The organism is Endozoicomonas sp. GU-1 (assembly GCF_027366395.1).
GTDB lineage: Bacteria > Pseudomonadota > Gammaproteobacteria > Pseudomonadales > Endozoicomonadaceae > Endozoicomonas.
Map to the genome: position 1 here is coordinate 90,958 of NZ_CP114771.1, position 18,646 is coordinate 109,603.

Annotated in this window: 15 protein-coding genes, 5 tRNA genes and 2 pseudogenes; 7 read left to right on the forward strand and 15 right to left on the reverse strand. The window is 47.4% G+C overall.

Features of this window, described 5'->3' with window-relative positions:
• The 4 genes from O3276_RS00480 to sctD are packed head-to-tail and all read right to left on the reverse strand — an operon-like array spanning position 1 to position 2,363.
• Entirely contained in the window at positions 1 to 375 is a 375-nt protein-coding gene (locus tag O3276_RS00480; protein ID WP_101746243.1) for a tetratricopeptide repeat protein, read from the reverse strand.
• A gap of 29 nt (positions 376 to 404) precedes the next feature.
• Positions 405 to 674 carry an EscF/YscF/HrpA family type III secretion system needle major subunit gene (locus O3276_RS00485; RefSeq protein ID WP_101746242.1) on the reverse strand — a complete coding sequence of 90 codons (270 nt, stop codon included), beginning with the start codon at positions 672 to 674 and terminating at the stop codon, positions 405 to 407.
• 14 nt (positions 675 to 688) lie between these two features.
• The gene (locus O3276_RS00490) at positions 689 to 949 is read right to left on the reverse strand and encodes a hypothetical protein (protein WP_269673882.1); all 261 of its coding nucleotides are present in this window, start codon (positions 947 to 949) and stop codon (positions 689 to 691) included.
• On the reverse strand, positions 927 to 2,363 hold the full coding sequence (sctD, locus tag O3276_RS00495) for a type III secretion system inner membrane ring subunit SctD (RefSeq protein WP_269673883.1): 1,437 nt from the start codon (positions 2,361 to 2,363) through the stop codon (positions 927 to 929). Before sctD ends, O3276_RS00490 begins: the two co-directional genes overlap by 23 nt.
• Positions 2,364 to 2,669: 306 nt before the next feature.
• On the opposite strand from sctD, the pseudogene O3276_RS00500 reads away from it, so the two are divergent.
• Together O3276_RS00500 and O3276_RS25355 are read left to right on the forward strand one after the other, a co-directional pair.
• Positions 2,670 to 3,892 (forward strand): annotated as a pseudogene (locus O3276_RS00500) (AMP-binding protein); the annotation flags it as partial.
• Between the two features lie 174 nt (positions 3,893 to 4,066).
• The gene (locus O3276_RS25355; protein WP_332328236.1) at positions 4,067 to 4,351 is read left to right on the forward strand and encodes an AMP-binding enzyme; all 285 of its coding nucleotides are present in this window, start codon (positions 4,067 to 4,069) and stop codon (positions 4,349 to 4,351) included.
• Positions 4,352 to 4,498: 147 nt separating this feature from the next.
• Here the strand turns inward: O3276_RS25355 and O3276_RS00505 are convergent, their stop codons facing one another.
• The 3 genes and pseudogenes from O3276_RS00505 to O3276_RS00515 all read right to left on the reverse strand — a co-directional run.
• Entirely contained in the window at positions 4,499 to 4,897 is a 399-nt protein-coding gene (locus O3276_RS00505; protein ID WP_269673884.1) for a hypothetical protein, read from the reverse strand.
• Between the two features lie 134 nt (positions 4,898 to 5,031).
• A complete protein-coding gene (locus O3276_RS00510) occupies positions 5,032 to 5,610 on the reverse strand; it encodes a DJ-1 family glyoxalase III (protein ID WP_269673885.1) in 579 nt (192 codons plus the stop codon).
• A gap of 278 nt (positions 5,611 to 5,888) precedes the next feature.
• Positions 5,889 to 6,434, reverse strand: a pseudogene (locus O3276_RS00515) (patatin-like phospholipase family protein); the annotation flags it as partial.
• A gap of 141 nt (positions 6,435 to 6,575) precedes the next feature.
• Between O3276_RS00515 and O3276_RS00520 the strand changes: the two are divergent.
• Entirely contained in the window at positions 6,576 to 7,610 is a 1,035-nt protein-coding gene (locus O3276_RS00520; protein WP_269671929.1) for an IS4 family transposase, read from the forward strand.
• Between the two features lie 274 nt (positions 7,611 to 7,884).
• Positions 7,885 to 9,246, forward strand: a complete 1,362-nt coding sequence (locus tag O3276_RS00525; RefSeq protein ID WP_269673722.1) for an ISNCY family transposase — start codon at positions 7,885 to 7,887, stop codon at positions 9,244 to 9,246.
• Between the two features lie 451 nt (positions 9,247 to 9,697).
• Here the strand turns inward: O3276_RS00525 and O3276_RS00530 are convergent.
• The 6 genes from O3276_RS00530 to acs all read right to left on the reverse strand — a co-directional run bounded on the left by O3276_RS00530 (position 9,698) and on the right by acs (position 12,388).
• Positions 9,698 to 9,774: transfer RNA gene (locus O3276_RS00530), tRNA-Met, on the reverse strand.
• A 61-nt stretch (positions 9,775 to 9,835) separates the two neighbouring features.
• Positions 9,836 to 9,912: transfer RNA gene (locus O3276_RS00535), tRNA-Met, on the reverse strand.
• A gap of 57 nt (positions 9,913 to 9,969) precedes the next feature.
• Positions 9,970 to 10,046 (reverse strand) — tRNA-Met (locus O3276_RS00540).
• Between the two features lie 58 nt (positions 10,047 to 10,104).
• A tRNA-Met gene (locus O3276_RS00545) sits at positions 10,105 to 10,181 on the reverse strand.
• 56 nt (positions 10,182 to 10,237) lie between these two features.
• Positions 10,238 to 10,314: transfer RNA gene (locus O3276_RS00550), tRNA-Met, on the reverse strand.
• A 124-nt stretch (positions 10,315 to 10,438) separates the two neighbouring features.
• Positions 10,439 to 12,388 (reverse strand): acetate--CoA ligase, encoded by a 1,950-nt coding sequence (acs, locus tag O3276_RS00555; RefSeq protein ID WP_269673887.1) that lies wholly within the window; start codon positions 12,386 to 12,388, stop codon positions 10,439 to 10,441.
• 334 nt (positions 12,389 to 12,722) lie between these two features.
• Here acs and O3276_RS00560 point away from each other — a divergent pair, with 334 nt between their 5' ends.
• Positions 12,723 to 16,226, forward strand: coding sequence for a PAS domain-containing hybrid sensor histidine kinase/response regulator (locus O3276_RS00560; RefSeq protein ID WP_269673888.1), 3,504 nt, complete (start codon positions 12,723 to 12,725; stop codon positions 16,224 to 16,226).
• Here O3276_RS00560 and O3276_RS00565 read toward each other — a convergent pair.
• A complete protein-coding gene (locus O3276_RS00565; RefSeq protein ID WP_269673889.1) occupies positions 16,223 to 16,891 on the reverse strand; it encodes a response regulator in 669 nt (222 codons plus the stop codon). The genes O3276_RS00560 and O3276_RS00565 overlap by 4 nt on opposite strands.
• 168 nt (positions 16,892 to 17,059) lie before the next feature.
• On the opposite strand from O3276_RS00565, the gene O3276_RS00570 reads away from it, so the two are divergent.
• Complete coding sequence (locus O3276_RS00570) at positions 17,060 to 17,434, forward strand: hypothetical protein (RefSeq protein WP_269673890.1); 375 nt, start codon at positions 17,060 to 17,062, stop codon at positions 17,432 to 17,434.
• A gap of 58 nt (positions 17,435 to 17,492) precedes the next feature.
• The gene (locus O3276_RS00575) at positions 17,493 to 17,789 is read left to right on the forward strand and encodes a hypothetical protein (protein WP_269673891.1); all 297 of its coding nucleotides are present in this window, start codon (positions 17,493 to 17,495) and stop codon (positions 17,787 to 17,789) included.
• A gap of 103 nt (positions 17,790 to 17,892) precedes the next feature.
• Here O3276_RS00575 and O3276_RS00580 read toward each other — a convergent pair whose 3' ends face one another.
• Entirely contained in the window at positions 17,893 to 18,540 is a 648-nt protein-coding gene (locus tag O3276_RS00580; RefSeq protein ID WP_269673892.1) for a lysophospholipid acyltransferase family protein, read from the reverse strand.
• Positions 18,541 to 18,646: the final 106 nt, after the last annotated feature.

The window sequence follows — 18,646 nt, forward strand, 5'->3', positions numbered from 1 at the left end:
CTATTGGCCGTGGATGTTGGCAAGAAGTTCTCTGGCCATTTCAGCGGGTTCTGCCTCTTTTGAAGACAGCAGTGGTTTAAGATAGTCTTCACTTTCTTTATTACGTCCCTCAAACATCAAAGCTAATCCCAGAAAAGCCTTGATAGTAGGATCCTCAGGGTGCTTTGCCAGACCTTCCTTATGCAACAGGTCAATAGCTTCCTGATGGCGTTTTCGATTCATAAACTCAAGGGCAAAGCCAATGGTGCTAAGCGGGCTGTCAGGCCTGGCAGCTTCAATACCGTTGAAAATGCCAAAAGCATGTTTTGGCAGTCCGGTTCCGCTGGCCATAAAACCAATATCCGCCAGAGTTTTTAAAAGCTTGTCATCAATCATTGCTGACTATCTCCATCCATAAAATTAGTTTAGAGCTTCTGAATAATACTCTGTATCGTATCCTTGATGGATTTGACGATACTTGAACGAAGACCTTCAACAATCATGTACTTGTTGAACTCTACCTGGAACTCAACCATATCCTTGGTACTGTTAGGATCCATATTGGCGACACGGGTTTTCAGTGCTGTATCGAGCGCTTCTGCCTGGCTTCCGAATGTTTCAGATACTTTGTCAAAGCTGAAACCGGCGCTTCCTGGCTGATTGTAATTCGGGTTGTAGGTATCCTGGTATGCCATGGCTGAGTTCCCTCTCAGGCTTTTGATTGACCGTGATGCTGTTTCCAGCTCTTATCAACGACCTCCATAGCCGCAACTACAGCGGTGAGCAGGCTGTCGATTTTTGAAAAATCTTCCGGAGCTGCGCCTTTATCTTTTAATCCTTTCAGGCGAGTCGCTTCAGAGAGTAAATGGTTAAGGATCTGATCCCGGTAAGAGCCGTCCTTATCTTGAATCAACTGTTCTTCAGTTGTTGAGAGAAGAATATTCTCTTTATTTTTCGGTTTGTCCGTCACGGTTCCCTCCAAGACGGTATTTGATTCTGTCAGTTCCGTTAGCTAATAAAAGATACTCAAGGTTGATATCTTCAATTATATACCCATTAGAAAGTTTTGCTCCTATGAGATACTTGGAACCATCTATCAGTATCACGTAAGGCACTTTGCCCATACTGATACCGCGTATATTTAACGATAAAGGTGATTGACTGTCCGTTATTGTACCTCCTGCATACTTGGTAGCTAATTCAATGGATGGTTTGTTGGCGTATTTTTTCTGAAATTTGGCTACTACCGTTTGCAGGTCATAAACTTGTCCTTCATCCAGCAGGTGCCCTTTCAGGATCACCGTTTGATCCCGGGTGACGACATGAATTCTTGGTATCAACCCTTTTTCCCGCAGCATGGATTTGAGGGTATTGACCCGGCTAATCTGGTTCTCAACCTGATCAACAACTGACGTAAGCCCATAGATCTCCTGTTTGAGCATGCTGATAATGTTATCAAGCTCATCAGAAGTTGAAACATATCCGGTGATCACCAGAGATCCGGGCGTGTTATCCAGCTCCAGCTCAAGTTTGTCATAACCACGGTCTCTGAGAAGCAGTTCAGCGTTATCACGCATTTCATTCATAACAATGATCTGCAAATTAAAAGGAATGCCCTGCTTTCTGAGAAATTTTTGCAGTTCAAGTCGGTCCTGAAGCGTTGGTGTATAACCCGACACGAGTAATGATTGATCGGGTAGCTGTTTGAACTTTACCTCTTTAAGTCCAAGCTGGTCCCTGGCCTTTGCCGAGATTTCGAGAACTCCCGGGATGTTTGTTACTTTTTGTACTTCGGTATCCGTGTTGGAAATCATCAGACTCACGCCGGCTATCACAATCAGCAGTGCGACTGGAATAGCAGCGAGCCATCTTTTATCAATACTTGCTATAAAGGATGTATCATCAAAATCGTCCTCATCTTCTTCGTCATCCTCTTCATCCACATCTGGCAGTGGCTGCTGAAAGTCAGATCCAGATAGATCCAGCTCATCTGGGGCAGGGGATGGCAGCTCTTCCTCACTGACAGTCAGTTCCTGTGTTGGGGGAGGGGCTATGTTCGGCAGTGCCAGAGATGGCCACTCTGCATCAGCGGGGCCGATAGCTATGAACAGGCTGCTTGAGGTAACAATATCAAAGTGGCGGTAGTGAATACTTGAGCCTGCGGGCTCACCATTTACATATAAAGGAGTATCCGCCGTGCTCGATTGGATTTTGACCTGGCCATCATTGGAAATCTCAATAATGAGCTCGATATCATTCAGGTTGTCGTCGGTTAATACCAGGTCACAACCATCATCTTTACCCAGGGAGTACCTGCCCGGCTCGATGGGGATCTCGGCACCAATATGGTTGCCGGAGAGTATTTTCAGGTAAAATTCAGTCATCAATGACCTCCTGCCATGGTAAAGCAGAAAATGATCTGACTGGGCTCGTAGACGGTTTTATGGTCAACATCCTGTTGATTCTGTCCGTAGTTATTGCTGGTGTCTTTACGTGCTCTGACTATCTGCGTAAATTGTGTCTTAAAAAATAGATTAAGGTAAAAAAAACGTCATTGCCAGAGATTACATGATAATTATTCGGCAAATTCGTCACTAATTAGATGCCTGTCGATAAAATGTTGGGTAAAATTCCCTGAAAAGGTTAAATAGCCCTGATAACAATAACCATAAAATAAGAGGCGCAGTGTTATGGATGCATCATTCTGGAATGGTAAAAGGCCTGCTGGGGTTGGTGATTCTGTTAACCCTGATGAGTATTCCAGTGCTTTATCTGTGATCAATGCTTTTTTACATGAGAATGGCTCGCTCCCCGCATTTACGGGCATTGGACATACACTGACTTATGCTGATATTGATCTTTACAGTCAGCGGTTTGCAGCATACATCCAAAGAAATACTGATCTGCAACCGGGGGATCGAATTGCGATTCAGATGCCCAATCTTCTACAGTACCCGATTGTCGTTTATGGCGCGTTGCGAGCCGGATTGGTTATCGTAAATACCAACCCGCTTTATACTGCCCGGGAAATGCTGCACCAGTTCAAGGACTCGGGAGCAAAGGCGCTAGTATTTTTTGAAAACTTTGGTGATCTCGTTGAGGAGGTGGTTGGTCAGACAGAAATCAGGCATCTTTTTGTGACCCGGCTTGCTGATATGGTTCCGGCTCCGAAACGGCAGGTGGTTAATTTCCTGGTCAAATATGTTAAGAAAATGGTGCCACGGTATTCCTTGCCCAAAGCCGTTCCGCTGCTTGACGCCTTCAGGGCTGCAAAAGTCTCTGACTATCAACCGATTCCGGAGGGTAAGCTCTCTGATCCACTGGTACTTCAATACACTGGTGGTACTACCGGGGTGGCCAAAGGTGCCATTCTGACTAACAGGAATTTGATAGCAAATATGCTTCAGTCCAAAGAGATGCTGTCTCAAGTGGATGAACAGGGCCAGAAAATTTTAAAAACAGGGCACGAAACACTTATTGCACCCTTACCGCTTTATCACATATATGCCTTCACAGTGCATTTAATGTGTATGCCGTTTATGGGGAATCACAGTATTCTGATAGCTAACCCGAGAGATACCGATACATTTATTAAGTTTATTAAACCGTGGCGTTTTACTGCTTTTATTGGCCTGAATACCCTATTTGCCAGCTTGCTGAATCATCCCAAATTTAAAGAATGTGATCTCTCAGGTTTAAAGGTAACTTTATCCGGAGGGACAGCACTGCAGGAGACAACGGCTCAAAGGTGGCATAAAGAGACCGGGTGTATTATTTCAGAAGCTTATGGGTTAACAGAGTGTTCTCCGCCGTTTGTATGAATCCTGCCGGTGATTTGTCACAGGCAGGTACTGCGGGCCTGCCAATACCTTCCACAGAGCTGAAAACCATAGACGAGAATGGTGGTGAGACTGCGATAGGTGAGCCTGGCGAGCTTTGTGTCAGGGGGCCGCAGGTTATGTCCGGATACTGGCAGCGAGCTGAAGCAACAGCCGAAGTGCTCAGTACGGATGGTTGGCTGAAAACCGGTGATGTCGCTGTGATCCAGGAAGATGGGTTTGTCAGAATTGTTGACCGCATCAAGGATATGATTCTGGTTTCCGGTTTTAATGTCTATCCGAATGAAATTGAGGATGTTGTTTCCGGCCATCCGAAGGTGGCAAACTGTGCAGCCATTGGGGTGCCCGATGAGAACACCGGGGAGAAGGTCAAGTTGTTTGTTATCAAGTCAGATGACAGTCTTACAGCTGACGAGTTATTAAACTGGTGTCGTGATTATCTGACGGCCTATAAAGTGCCCAAAGTGTGTGAATTTCGTGATGAATTGCCGATGACACCGGTTGGCAAGATTTTGCGCAAAGACCTCCGGTAGTCAGAGGTTGTGAGTTAACCTGTCATGGTTTGGTGGGATCCATTCGGAAGGGTGCTCTCTTTATCACAAGTCCTGTAATCCCTGGAATCAGGGTTACAGGATATTTTTTATCTGTCGTTTATAGGTCAAGGCGTTTCTGGCAGTCAGTTATGCTGATTGCTGGTCATGGTTTGAGAAGTAACGGTGCAGTATTTCAGGGTCGTCTTTCAAGGCGTTAAATGCGTCTTTGGCATCGGTGGGTGTGATGCTGGTTCGATCCAGTTTCATGCGATGTATAGAGGCATCAAACCAGAACCAGTGATTGTCTTCGGTAAGACATAAGGCTCTTACTGAATAGCTGGTCGCTGGAATGAAGGGCAGGGGCATTCCACTGGTTAGTTGCTTTCTGACAATGGTGGAATTTTGACAAGAGTAGGTGGTGTTTTGGTAGATCCGCTCGAAACGGTTGAATTCGTGACCAAACAACTTGTTTGCCATAATGTCCTGTTTTTGACTCAGGTAATACAGTGCAAAAATGCCAGCCACAATCAGGATAAAGCTTTCCATTTTTCATACCTCGTGGGTTAATGCACTGGGCTTCCCTGCGGCTTCGGAAAACCCTTATATGTATTCTATACGCATTTGTACAACTATGTTCAATTAACATCGCTGATGAGGTTGGGGTTTTTACTGGAGAAGGATCACAAGGCCCAGTCAGCAATCATCTGTTTGGCTATCGGCCGAAAAGCATCTTTTCCATAGAGTGCATCAACTAATTTAAATGAAAATCCCATGGCATTGCCCGGGCCCTGGGCTGTTATAACCCGTTTCTTTTCATCCACCACTACGGTGTTTCCGGGATGTGTCAGGGCACCTTCCATTTGCTCCATTAAGCTGGGGTAGCAAGTCGCGTGGACGTTATCCAGTAAACCGTGATGAGCAAGAACAACCGCAGGCGAGGCGCATATAGCGGCATACCATTTTCCGGCTTTTTGCTGGTCATGCAGCAGTGTTATCAGCGCTTTGCAGTTCTTCAGGTTGTCGGCACCGGGCATGCCACCAGGAAGGGCGATCAGGTGAAACGGCTTGCCTGTGCAGGCTTCTATATGCACATCTGCTGTGATCTGTGTTTTGTGTGAGGTGGTGATGGTCTGTTTGCCATCAGGAAGGCAGCTGGCTATGGTGACCTGTGCGCCAGCTCTCCTGAGTGTATCTATGATGGTCACAGCTTCAATGTCTTCAGAGCCATCAGCAATTGGGATGAGAACCTGTCTTGGCATGGTAGACCCTATTTAGAAGGTGGGGTGTTAAGTAAATGTCTGCAGCTTAAGGCCGTATGGGATCTTGTGCGGGTAGTTAAAACTGAGAGATAAAGCTTCTGTATATTGGCTCTCTTCTGCACAGAATCAGACTACAAAATGAGAAAAAATGAATAACAGGATTGTTTTATCGTCGCTTTCAGTTCGCATTAAGATATTTAAACAGGCTCTTATGCCGACAGAATTTTAATCTAGCAGATAGTTAGGGCTGGTGAGATAAATTTGATAATGAATTGGTATTATGCCAGTTGCCCGGCAAGGTTGTAGCCGAGGGTGTAGCCACTGTGGTAATCAGACACAAGATGGTTTCTGTGTCTTGTTCCTCTGGAGGTGTTCAGTGGCTTCAGTGGCGAGATATGAACCAGATGTACGCTTGAGTCTTGTGCAACTGATTCCGCAAGATCTGCCGCCTGGTTGTAAATGATGTTCTGATCTTTGATCAACGTTGACACGGCTGGCATTTGACGATTTTGCCAGGCATAAATTTTTGACCCGGTCGCTGAGCTTTTACGAAAGTTTGCTTGCCTGGTTCTAAGTACAACAATCTGATTATGGCCGTCATCAATCGCTTTTTGTATTGGCAAGGGGTCTGATAAACTGCCATCGGTCAGGGCGTGGTCATTAACCAATACCGGCTTCCGATAAATCATGGGTAAGGCGCTGCTTGCCTTCAATGTGTCGTTGATCACCTCATTTGGAGTGTTGCTGTCTATGCTATGATAAACGGGTTTTCCGCTTTCAATGCATGTGCTGACAACGGTAAAGCGTTGAGTGTTCAGCCTCTTTCTGAAACGGTCAAAGCACTGTACACGACAAAAATTAAATTAGGAGTAAGCCAGCAGGATTCACTATCTTGAGTTTTTTAGCTCAAAAGACCCACGACAATGGAACCCGCCGACTTACTCATCACGCAGTTTAGAACCTATTTGAAATGGAACAAGTGTCGCCTGAACGTCCTTGCTTTCCTCGTACTTGGGCTGCTGGAAAAACAGACCGTAAACTTCACAAGTCTTGCAACCACCTTCCCCGGAAGGTCGCAGACCCTTTCCTGTTACCGAAGGATTCAGCGTTTTTTTCTCGAGGTGGTTTTTGATGAAAGCATCATGGCCACATTAATTGCCAGTCTGTTCGCCCCGGAAGGCAGGTGGCAGCTCAGCATGGATCGGACTAACTGGATGTTTGGAATATTCAAAATCAACATCCTGTTTCTGGCAATAAACTACAAGGGAATGTCTATCCCGATTTTATGGACACTCCTGCCCAAAAAAGGTTGCTCGAATACGACTGAACGCGTTGAGCTGCTGAAGAGGTTCCGAAAAATTTTCCCTGAGCAAGCCATACAGCGCCTGTTAATGGATAGAGAGTTTAAAGGAAAACAATGGCTGAAATATCTGGTTCATGGTAACTGGCCCTTCTGCATCAGAGTTCCCAACAATACGCTTGTTCCCAATAAGCATCAAAACAGGTTACTGCCAGTAACCAGAATATTTTCACTGTCAACAGGCGAAACTATGGCAATCCGGCAGCCACGAAAAGTCTGGGGGCAAATGGTATACCTTGCCGCCTCCAAAAAAGGGAGCGATCCGATGGTGGTGATCTGTAACGCCGAACCCTGGCGTGCCATTAGTGACTATCTCCAGAGATGGCAGATAGAAACCATGTTCCAGGCTATGAAAGGACGGGGCTTTAACCTTGAGGACACGCATCTGAAGGATCGAGATAAAATATCGAAATTGCTATGCACTCTGGCATTAGCCTTTTGCTGGGCATATAAGACAGGTGAGTGGATAAATGAAACAACGCCCATCAAGGTAAAAAGCCATGGGCGAAAAGCACAATCTATCTTCCGAGCAGGGCTGGATTATCTTGCCCGGATTTTGAATCATGTTGATACGTGGCTGGAAGAGCTATTTGGGGCTGTAGCACTGCTCTTTGAGACCAGGTGGGAGAGAGCCTCATGAAAATTGTCGTGTACAGTGCGGTCAAAGTTTAAAGCGTTTTGCTGTGAAAGCTTTTGGAAAAACCAGTCAAGATCAAACAGATCCCCGCCCCTGATATGGCGCAGAATACTGATAAACTCAGAGTCAAGGCATAGCTTGTTCTCGTCCAAAAACACAACCAATTGAAAACTGTAGATTTTATTCTGAAAAATTAAGTGGAGCCCTACTGCTATCTGGCGACTAAACTTCCCAAGACCAAGAAACATAAGGGATTGCCAAAAACAGAGGGCTCCAAATGCGCAAAAAACGCAATTTGCAGTGTAGTATGGAACTCCATTACGTACCTCATGAAATCTGCTCCCAGCTTTCCGGTATCTCGCAATGGCTTGATGCCCATCCACAGTTCAATGACTGGATTTATGAGGACTTAAGTTCTGGTGATAAACAGAACACTGGGCGGAACGGACTATCAGCAGAATCCGTTCTTCGTGCGGCACTTCTGAAACAGTATTTGAATTGTGATTATGACTACTTGTCGTTTGTTTTGATGGACTCCATGCTCTTTCGAGACTTTTGTCGCCTCGAACCAAACCAGCGCCCCAGTCGCTCCAGTTTGCATGGGCTCATCAGCCTTCTTACTGCATCTACATGGGAGCGGATTAATAACTGTCAGCTAATGACCGCTAAAGATCAGGGTATTGAAAAAGGGCGTACTGTGGCTATTGACAGCACAGTCACCGAATCGGATATCAAACCTCCCTGCGACAGTGATCTTTTAGCCAGTTCCGTTAAAGAAATTTGTCGTCTGCTGGAACGGGGACAAACACTGACAGCGACACCGCTTTATGAATATACCCATCACAACCGAGCCGTAAAAGATGCGGCCAGAAAATGCATCTACTCTGGTAAAGAAGAGCGGCAACAGCATTATAAAAAACTGCTGCAGTTGACCCGAAAATCCCGGAAGGTGCTTATCGAAGCCACTGTCAAGCTTGCAGACGCCCGTCAGCAGGGGCAGTGTCTCCTGGCTGATGATGCCGACAAGTGGCAGGCCGATGTGGATCACCTGTTACCCCTGGTGGATGTAATAGTCTCCCAGACAGAGCGCAGGGTCTTTAAGGGTGAAAAGGTGCCAGCCCAGGAGAAAGTGGTTAGCCTGTATGAACCCCATACGGATATCATCGTAAAAGACAGGCGACAAGTGCAGTACGGCCATAAACTGAACCTGGTTCAGGGAAAAAGTCGATTGATCCTGGACCTGGTTATTGAGGAAGGTAACCCAGCGGATTCGGACCGATTCATTCCGATGATGGAAAGACAAAAAGAAATTTATGGTCGTGTACCTCGCCAGACAAGCGGTGACGGTGGATACGCGTGTCGAGTAAATTTGGAAAAAGCCAAGGCTATGGGAATCAGCGATGTGGCTTTTAATAAGAAGCGCGGACTTGAAGTCGAAGAGATGACTAAAAGTCAGTATGTGTATAAAACGCTCTTTCGCTTCCGGGCAGGTATTGAAGCGGGAATTTCGTGGCTAAAGAGATGTTTTGGGCTATCACGTTGCCACTGCAAGGGTTCTGAGCGTTTTGACTCTCATTGTTGGTTATCGGTGGTCTGTTACAACCTGGTGATTCTGGCCAGGCACCCGGCACCATCCTGATAGCCACCTCCACGCTACATCAAAGTACCTTTCCAGCATGGTGGGAGGATGTTTTCTGCCTGCTTTTTGCGTTTTTCTCCAATATCCGTCCCAGATTAGAGAAAAAAAAGGAGGTTTTTTTCTGGATCGCTGGAATTTCAGGAAATATTAAAACGTACGTATAGTCCGATTATGATTGGCTGATGCGTTTTTGGACGAGAACTAGCTTGGTATAGATATCCAGATTGCGTCCACGTTGACCCGCAATAAATGAACTGAGATTCAGTGCGCCAGACGATACGCCATAGTAGCCATCGAAAGCTTTGACTCTTTATCAAGAAAAGCGTCCAGAATACCAGCGGTGAAAATACCACGCATACCTCCACCTTCAACAACCAGCGCTCTTTTTATGGATGAGGAGGGGGCGATGTGTTGCATGGTTGGAGTGTTGAGGTTATTGATTGAAATAAGATGGTTGCGGGAGCCGGATTCGAACCAACGACCTTCGGGTTATGAGCCCGACGAGCTACCAGACTGCTCCATCCCGCGACAAAACTGTTCAGCTGATTCTTTTAAAAATAAAGAAGCGTCAACTGCTTTACAAAAAAAATGGTTGCGGGAGCCGGATTCGAACCAACGACCTTCGGGTTATGAGCCCGACGAGCTACCAGACTGCTCCATCCCGCGATAAAACTGCTCAGCTGATTCTTTCAAAAAAAAGAAACATCAACTGCTTTACAAAAGTGGTTGCGGGAGCCGGATTCGAACCAACGACCTTCGGGTTATGAGCCCGACGAGCTACCAGACTGCTCCATCCCGCGACAAAACTGATCAGCTGATTCTTTTAAAAATAAAGAAACATCAACTGCTTTCCAAAAGTGGTTGCGGGAGCCGGATTCGAACCAACGACCTTCGGGTTATGAGCCCGACGAGCTACCAGACTGCTCCATCCCGCGACAAAACTGTTCAGCTGATTCTTTCAAAAAAAGAAACATCAACTGCTTTACAAAAGTGGTTGCGGGAGCTGGATTCGAACCAACGACCTTCGGGTTATGAGCCCGACGAGCTACCAGACTGCTCCATCCCGCGTCGAAAGAGAGGCGAATTATAGGGACGCTGGTTATAATGTCAAGGATTACCTGCGGCAAAAGGAGAGGGTGAAAGTGAGTGCGGTATTGGTTATACAGGAATACCGCACGACAATTGACAATTATTAGCTGGCCACCGATTTATTCGCGATTAACTGGTTCACGACTTCAGGATCTGCCAGTGTGGATGTATCGCCAAGGTTTTCGAACTCGTCAGCAGCTATTTTCCGAAGAATTCGCCTCATGATTTTTCCAGACCGGGTCTTGGGAAGTCCCGGGGCCCACTGAATAATATCCGGGGTAGCAATCGGCCCAATTTCTTTTCTTACCCAATCCTTCAGGTTCTTTTTCAGGTCTTCACTGCTGTCTGTGCCGCTATTGAGCGTGACATAAACATAGATCCCCTGGCCCTTGATATGGTGTGGGAAACCGACAACCGCAGCTTCCGCCACCTGCTGATGGGCTACCATTGCCGATTCTATTTCTGCCGTTCCCATACGGTGGCCGGAAACATTAATGACATCATCCACACGACCGGTGATCCAGTAATAGCCATCTTCATCCCTTCGGGCTCCGTCACCTGTTGTATACATACCTTTAAACGATGAGAAGTAGGTTTGAACAAACCGTTCATGATCTCCATAGACGGTTCTCGCTTGTCCGGGCCAGCTATCCAGGATAACAAGATTGCCTTCTCCGGGGCCATGGATCAGACGACCCATGTTATCTACCAGGGCAGGTTGTACACCAAAGAATGGGCGCGTGGCTGAACCCGGCTTAAGGTCAGTGGCTCCCGGAAGTGGCGTCAGCATCGCAGCGCCTGTTTCGGTCTGCCACCAGGTGTCGACGATTGGGCAGCGCTGCTCACCAATGGTTGAGTAGTACCAGCTCCAGGCCTCCGGGTTAATGGGCTCCCCGACAGAGCCCAGCAATCTCAGTGAGTTTCGATGAGTGCCTTTGACCACCGCATCACCTTCGGCCATTAATGAGCGGATAGCCGTTGGTGCGATATAAAGAATATTCACAGCGTGTTTATCGATGATTTTGCTGATGCGATTGGTTTCAGGATAATTAGGCACTCCCTCATGCATCACAATGGTTGCGCCATTCAACAGAGGGCCATAGGTGACGTATGAGTGTCCGGTAATCCAGCCAATGTCAGCATTGCACCAGAAGACTTCGCCGGGTTGATAGTCAAATACATATTGATGGGTCATGGAAGCGTATACCAGGTAACCACCTGTGGTATGCATGACACCCTTTGGCTTTCCGGTAGAGCCTGAGGTATACAGAATAAAGAGTGGATCCTCAGCATTCATCTCCCTGGCTTCGCAGTGTGGCGAAGTGAGTGCCGTTAGCTCCTGCCACCAGACGTCACGGTGACGATGCCAGGCAATATCAGCGCCTGTGTGCTTGAGAACAATGACCTTCTCAATGGTGTGTGTGTCAGGGTGTGTCAGTGCTTCATCGACGTTGCTTTTCAGAGGGATTGTGCGCCCGCCTCGAACACCTTTATCGGCAGTCACGACAATTTTTGCTTTTGAGTCAATGATTCTTCCTGCCAGTGCTTCCGGTGAGAATCCGCCAAACACCACGGAATGAATCGCCCCGATACGGCTGCAGGCCAGCATGGCAACGGTGGCTTCGATGACCATGGGCATATAGATCGCTACCACATCACCTTTGCGAACACCCTGACTCTTCAATGCATTGGCAAAGCGGCATACCAGTTCATGCAGTTCCCGGTAGGTGACCTTTCTGGCTTCACCTTCATCATCCGGCTCCCAGATAATGGCCAGCTGGTCACCTCGCTCTTCCAGGTGCCGGTCAAGGCAGTTGTAGGACGCATTGGTGGTACCATCATAAAACCAGTTGATACTGACGAAGTGGTCGTCAAAAGAGACTTTTCTCACTTTGGAGAACGGCTGGAACCAGTGGATGCGTTGGCCATGTTCGCGCCAGAAGCCTTCAGGGTTAATGATGGATTGCTGATACATTTCCAGATACTGGTCGTTGTTAACCAGTGTGTTCTCAAGAGTAGCAGGTTTTACTGGATAAACGGAGGTGTCAGACATATCACTTCCCTTAGTGTTGTTATTATTATTTAGTTCAAAATGACTCAGGGCGGTTGTTATTTTGTTCAGGTTGGGTGATTGCTCAATAAAACGACTGTGAACGTATTTATTGAAGTGTTCTCAGTTTAGGATTTGCAGGGATTTCTGGTATTAGACTTTGGTCTTAACTTCTATCAGATAAAGTATCTGGTCCCGGTTTTGTGCATTTAATAACCCTATCACTATTTTGACTGATATCGAAAGTATCAGCCTTCTGACTAACGTACGATCAAGGGCGACATTCCGCAGGCACCGGTGTATATTTCGCTGAGGATGACTTATAAGAATAATAGCTATGTCTGGATGGATACTGGCCCTTATTGCCACAGTGTACGTCGCCTGTCTGTTTATTGCCGCCTGGTTTGGTGATTATCGGGGGGCTGCTTTCAGAAAACGCTGGCAGCCCTTGATTTACAGCCTTTCTCTGGCTGTTTACTGCACTTCCTGGACTTTTTTCGGTGCCGTGGGGCAGGCCAGTGAAAACCTGTGGTCATTTCTTCCCATCTATCTTGGTCCCATCCTGGTTTTTGTTCTTTTCTGGAAGCTTCTGGTCAAGCTGATTACTGTCAGTAAACTGGAGAACATTACGTCAATTGCCGACTTTATCGCTTCCCGTCATGGTCGTTCCCACTTTATGGCAATTCTGGTGACCCTCATTCTGGTCATTGGCGTGCTTCCCTATATAGCGCTGCAGCTAAAAGCTATTGTGATGGGCTTTGCTCAGCTGACGGATGACAGTCCAGGGTCTGGCCGATGGTCTCGGGAAGATCTGGCATTAGCCATCACCTTAACCCTGAGTGTTTTTGTCATTATGTTTGGTACCCGAAAGCTGGATGCTACCGAGCACCAGAATGGCATTATGACGGCTATTGCCTTTGAGTCTCTGGTTAAGCTCTCGGTTTTTCTGCTGGTGGGAATCTGGGTTTCGTGGGCAGCTGTGGATCATATTAATCTTGATGCCATCATCCAGCCGGGTGACGGGAGTGCCGGGATCAGCTGGTTTGATAGTATTATCATGCCTACGGTAATGGCCATGGCAGCCATACTGTGTCTGCCCCGGCAGTTTCATGTCACGGTGGTAGAAAACAGCAGCATTGATGATTTCCATAAGGCTCGATGGCTGTTTCCTGCCTATTTGTTGTTACTGGCTCTGTTTGTGATACCACTGGCGCTGGCTGGCAATCAGCTATTGGGCAGCACTGTGCCCGGTGATGCCTATTTGATTGAACTGCCAAAGCTGATGGGCAACTTACCCATGGCTGTGCTGGCTTTTCTGGGGGGCGTGTCTGCTGCCATCAGCATGGTGATTGTGGCAACACTGGCTTTGACCACCATGGTATCCAACGAAATTTTAATGCCATTACTGCTGCGCAGAAATAATCACAGTTACCGCGACAGTAATGACTTTTACCGGTTCAGTGGCCTGTTGCTGACGGTAAGACGTACGACGATTGTCATTTTATTGATGTTGTCATGGGTTGTTTATCGACTGCTGGACGGCGCTGGCTCTCTGGCTGCTATCGGTCAGATGTCATTTTCGGCCGTTGCTCAACTCGCCCCGGTGTTGCTGGGTAGTCTTTACATCAGGGAAAGCAATGCCCGGGCAGCTGCCGGTGGCCTGTTAGTGGGTTTTATGGTCTGGTTTTTCTGCCTGATAGTACCTGTGCTGGTTGATGTTTCATGGCTGGGCACCAGTGTTGTTCAGCAAGGTGTTTTTGGTTATGAGTGGCTTAAGCCGGATAATCTTTTTGGTCTGGGTGTTACCGATACGGTCACCGGAGCAACACTGGTTGCGCTGTCGCTGAATACCTTTGTTTATCTTTGTGGCTGTCTTTACCTGAGGCCGGGTATTGAAGAGAGAAGGCAGTCCCGGAAGTTTGTTGATGCGGTCCTGTCTGAAGATGGTGTTTTCCCGAATGCAGCCATTACGGTAGAAGAGCTTGAACAGCTGGCCAGCCGCTTTGTCAGTAAAAACCGGGTGCAGGGTGTTATTCAGCGCTTTGAGTCCGGGGATAGAGGGCTGCTATTCGGAGCGCTGAATGGTCATAAGCAGGCAGGGCCAGAACTGGTGGCCGCGATTGAACGGTTGCTGGCAGGAACGCTGGGGGCGTCATCGGCCCGTATTGTGATGAAGTCTCTGGCACATGGGAATGTCGCGCTTGAAGAAGTTCAGGCTATGGTGGATGAGGCCTCGGAAGTCTTTCAGTTCAACCGGGAACTGCTGCAGGGAGCGATTGAGCATATCAGCATGGGGATCAGTGTGGTTGATCGTAACCTGGAGTTGGTTGCCTGGAATCAGCAATATCTGCAGTTGTTTGACTACCCGAATGATCTGATTAAGGTGGGTCGTCCCATTGCAGATGTGATTCGGCATAATGCCCTGAATGGACTTTGCGGAGTCGGAGATGTAGACCATCACGTCAATAAACGACTGTCATATATGAGGAATGGAACAGCCCATCGCTCAGAAAGGCGGCGACAGGATGGCAGGGTGATTCAGATTCAGGGGAATCCCATGCCCGGTGGTGGATTTGTTATGGCTTTCACCGATATCACCGGGTTCCGTCAGGTTGAGCAGGCCCTGAAAGAAGCAAATGAAAGCCTGGAGCATCGGGTGCAGGAGCGGACAAAAGAGCTGTCATTGTTAAATGTGCAACTTTTAGGGGCAAAGTCACAGGCAGAGAAAGCGAACAACTTGCGCTCACGTTTTTTTGCGGCAATCAGCCATGACCTTATGCAGCCAATGAATGCGGCTCGACTATTTACTGCTTCCATGGAACTGGAAGCAAAAGGCACCGTGCATGAAGAACTGGCGCAAAATATCAGCAACTCATTAAGGTCTGCGGAGCATTTGTTGACAGATTTGCTGGATATGTCACGAATCGAAGCCGGTAAGGTGGCGGTGAATCTTCGGGATGTGCCTGTAATGGAGGTGTTAGAGCCCCTGAGGTCCGAATTTTCGCTGTTGTCGAAAGAGAATGGGCTGATGTTCAGGGTGGTCAGTTCTGATCGGCGCATTAAAACCGATCCGGTGCTCCTAAGAAGAATCTTACAAAATTTTCTGACCAATGCGTTTCGTTATGTTGGCAACACCCATAAAACAGGAAAAGTGCTGCTGGGTTGTCGTTTTGAGAACAATCAACAGCTTAGACTTGAGGTAAGGGATAATGGGCAGGGCATACCCCAAGACAAGCAGGCACTGATTTTCACAGAATTTGAGCGTTTATCGACCGCCGTGAATGGGCTGGGGCTTGGACTCTCCATTGCTAAAGGTATAGCTCAGATCCTTGAGGCAAAAATTTCCTTGTCATCGTCGCCGGGAGAGGGGGCTGTTTTTTCCGTTGTGGTTCCTTTGGTCTCTGGAAGTATTGTGGATCCCGCAGTGGTACCTTGTGATCCTGATCAGGGGAGCATGGGGTTGAAGGTTCTGTGCGTGGATGATGAACCGGACATTATCAAAGGTATGGCCAGTCTGTTAACTCGTTGGGGGTGTCGGGTGGAGACTGCACAAAGTCATCATGAAGCCATTCAGTCGCTTAAGGTCATGACGCCTGATTTATTGATGGTGGATTACCAGATGGGCGATCAGGCCAGCGGTATTGAGTTGATAGAACGTATCCGTAAGAGGTCAGGTTATCAAACAGGTGCTGTTCTGGTCACCGCGAATCAACAGGATGAACTGCGGCAGCAATGTCGGGAACTGAATATCAGCTATTTGAGAAAGCCCGTCAAGCCAGCTGCCATGAGGGCCATTCTGAACCGATATGATGTTGAAAAACACCCGTTAGAGACGGTTTAGTCTGCGGTTTTATGATCTTCTGTGACCTGACCGGGCATCTCAATTTCCAGCGCTTTGATGGCGATGACCGCCTGGGTCCTGCTTCTAACCCCCAGTTTTTTGAAAATGGCGGTCACATGGGCCTTGATCGTCGCTTCCGATACATTCAGGTCATAGGCAATCTGCTTATTCAACAGGCCTTCACTGATCATGCCCAGAACCCTGAACTGCTGTGGTGTCAGGGTTGCCAGTCTGGCTTCCATATCACTGCTTTGCTTAGAGTCGACAGGTTGGAAATTATCAGGCCACCAGTTTTCTCCATCCAGAACTTTGATAATGGCGGCTTTCAGGTCATCCAGCGGCGTAGACTTTGGAATGAAACCACTGGCTCCATGGTTTTTGGTTTTCTGTATGATCTGCTGGTCATCAGAAGCTGAAACAATGACAACAGGAACATCCGGATATTGCCCTCTGAGAAATATCAACCCGGACAGCCCGTGCGCTCCCGGCATGTGCAGATCCAGCAAGATGAGATCCGGTGAGGCATTGTTGTCCAGAAGCATTTGCAGTTCAGCGATTGAACCAGCTTCGTGGATCGCAGGCTCCTTGAGTGCGTGACCAACAGAGGACTTGAGAGCAGTCCGGAATAAGGGGTGGTCATCGGCAATTATTATTGTGTAGTCCATTTTTTGAGGTTGCCATTATCTGTTTGATCGGTCAATTAAATAACCTCTGTGAACCCTTCAAAGACTCAGAGGTTTATTAAAGTATAAGTAAATCGATTTCATATGATGGAACTATTCTCTGTTGGGGCGGTCATAATTAGTGGATATCTACTGAAATAAGGGCACTAAATGGTTGGTTCGGTCAATTTTTCTTCAGTTCCAGTTGCTGTTGATCAGGGTAAATACACTAAGGAATATTTTGAAGATTATGAATCAAAGGCTCAAAGCCTGGCTGATTTAAAAGAGGACCGGGAAAAGAGTCCTGGATGGAATACAGTCAAGACGGTTGCGGTTTCTTCCCTTGCGGCAGTTTCCCAGCTCGGACAACTGGTTGGTAGCATTTTTGGTCATACCGTCTTTGCGCTCCCATCTGCCCTTGTGGGTGGAATTTTCGGCTTTTGTGTTTATGCACCCTTTATGAAGGCTGTGGATCATCTTTCGGGGGAGAGAAAACACCAGATCGTTCCTGGAATATACGATTACTCCAGCAAACATACTGAGTAATTTTATCTATAACCGGGTTACCGACCTTGCCTGTCGATATGTTGTGGGTTTCGGGCTTATGGTTGCGGTTGTGGAACCTGTGAATATCATCCTCGGCGGTCTGGCAGCAGGCACTTTATTGTCCCCACTGATTTACAATGACTTTAAACATAATAAATCCAATAATGTCGAGCATTTCATCGATGGTCCGGGAAATTTTTCAGTCAAGCTCAGTGCACAACACTATTTATGGCAAAAATTTGATGATTGGGCTGCGGGCATTAAAAGAACCCCTTTAGCTCTTCATGATCGAATTGCAGCTCAAGTGGTTGCCGAGCAGGTTTCTATCAAGGAATTGGCAGACCTGGTTGGCTGATGATAAAGGGCATTCATTTCCCCGACTGCTTTACAGGCGCTCAATAACGCCTGTTGCAAAGCACTATACCCATTCTCAGCAGAACGAAAATTAATCACAGGCATTATGAAGTCGGTGCCTGGTATGGCCCATGAAGGCTTTGCTTTGTGCATTTTGGTGATACCGGACTAAAGCATTCCGGATGTTTGCCATAAATGTCTGAGTAAAATGCCTGTATTTCCGAAAGGTCTTTTTCGATGTCCTCCCCTGGCTCGATAACAGGACCAAATCCTCCGGTTCTGTTCTTGAAATCAAGAAAGGCAAGTACAATGGGGATGCCGGCATTTTTTGCCATATGGTAGAAGCCTGTGTGCCACCGCTCGCCACGTGCCCGGGTACCTTCAGGGCATATCACCAGGCCCAGCTTTCTGTGTTGCTTGAAAGTACAGACCGCCTGTTCTACCAGGCTGCCTCTTCTGCATCTGCCATTCCGATCCAGTGGAATCCCTCCCATCCAGCGCATAACCCAGTTGAACGGCCCCCAGAACAGGGTGTGTTTGCCCACCCAGTAACACTGTACACCGGTAGCAAGGCCAATCGCCATGCCATAGACAAAGTCCCAGTTACTGGTATGGGGAGCACCAACAAGCACGTACCTGGCCAGGCGTGGGGCTCTCCCCTGAATCCTCCAGCCCATCACTTTGAGAAACAGTTTTGCGAATATAGAAAGGGTCTGGCTGACAATGGGTGTATTGAAAATTGTGATTTGCATAGTTCAGAGGGTGCCTTGCTATCCCGTTTACAGGAAGCGGTGTTGAAAGCTATCAAAAGAGCGATCGCTTTGAGCACAGCTTCATAACAGAAAATGAATGTATGCA

Coding starts and splice junctions, on each gene's coding strand:
- O3276_RS00480 (WP_101746243.1), bottom strand. CDS start 375: ATGATTGATGACAAGCTTTTAAAAACTCTGGCGGATATTGGTTTTATG.
- O3276_RS00485 (WP_101746242.1), bottom strand. CDS start 674: ATGGCATACCAGGATACCTACAACCCGAATTACAATCAGCCAGGAAGC.
- sctD (WP_269673883.1), bottom strand. CDS start 2,363: ATGACTGAATTTTACCTGAAAATACTCTCCGGCAACCATATTGGTGCC.
- O3276_RS25355 (WP_332328236.1), top strand. CDS start 4,067: ATGATTCTGGTTTCCGGTTTTAATGTCTATCCGAATGAAATTGAGGAT.
- O3276_RS00505 (WP_269673884.1), bottom strand. CDS start 4,897: ATGGAAAGCTTTATCCTGATTGTGGCTGGCATTTTTGCACTGTATTAC.
- O3276_RS00510 (WP_269673885.1), bottom strand. CDS start 5,610: ATGCCAAGACAGGTTCTCATCCCAATTGCTGATGGCTCTGAAGACATT.
- O3276_RS00525 (WP_269673722.1), top strand. CDS start 7,885: ATGCGCAAAAAACGCAATTTGCAGTGTAGTATGGAACTCCATTACGTA.
- acs (WP_269673887.1), bottom strand. CDS start 12,388: ATGTCTGACACCTCCGTTTATCCAGTAAAACCTGCTACTCTTGAGAAC.
- O3276_RS00560 (WP_269673888.1), top strand. CDS start 12,723: ATGTCTGGATGGATACTGGCCCTTATTGCCACAGTGTACGTCGCCTGT.
- O3276_RS00565 (WP_269673889.1), bottom strand. CDS start 16,891: ATGGACTACACAATAATAATTGCCGATGACCACCCCTTATTCCGGACT.
- O3276_RS00570 (WP_269673890.1), top strand. CDS start 17,060: ATGGTTGGTTCGGTCAATTTTTCTTCAGTTCCAGTTGCTGTTGATCAG.
- O3276_RS00575 (WP_269673891.1), top strand. CDS start 17,493: ATGGTTGCGGTTGTGGAACCTGTGAATATCATCCTCGGCGGTCTGGCA.
- O3276_RS00580 (WP_269673892.1), bottom strand. CDS start 18,540: ATGCAAATCACAATTTTCAATACACCCATTGTCAGCCAGACCCTTTCT.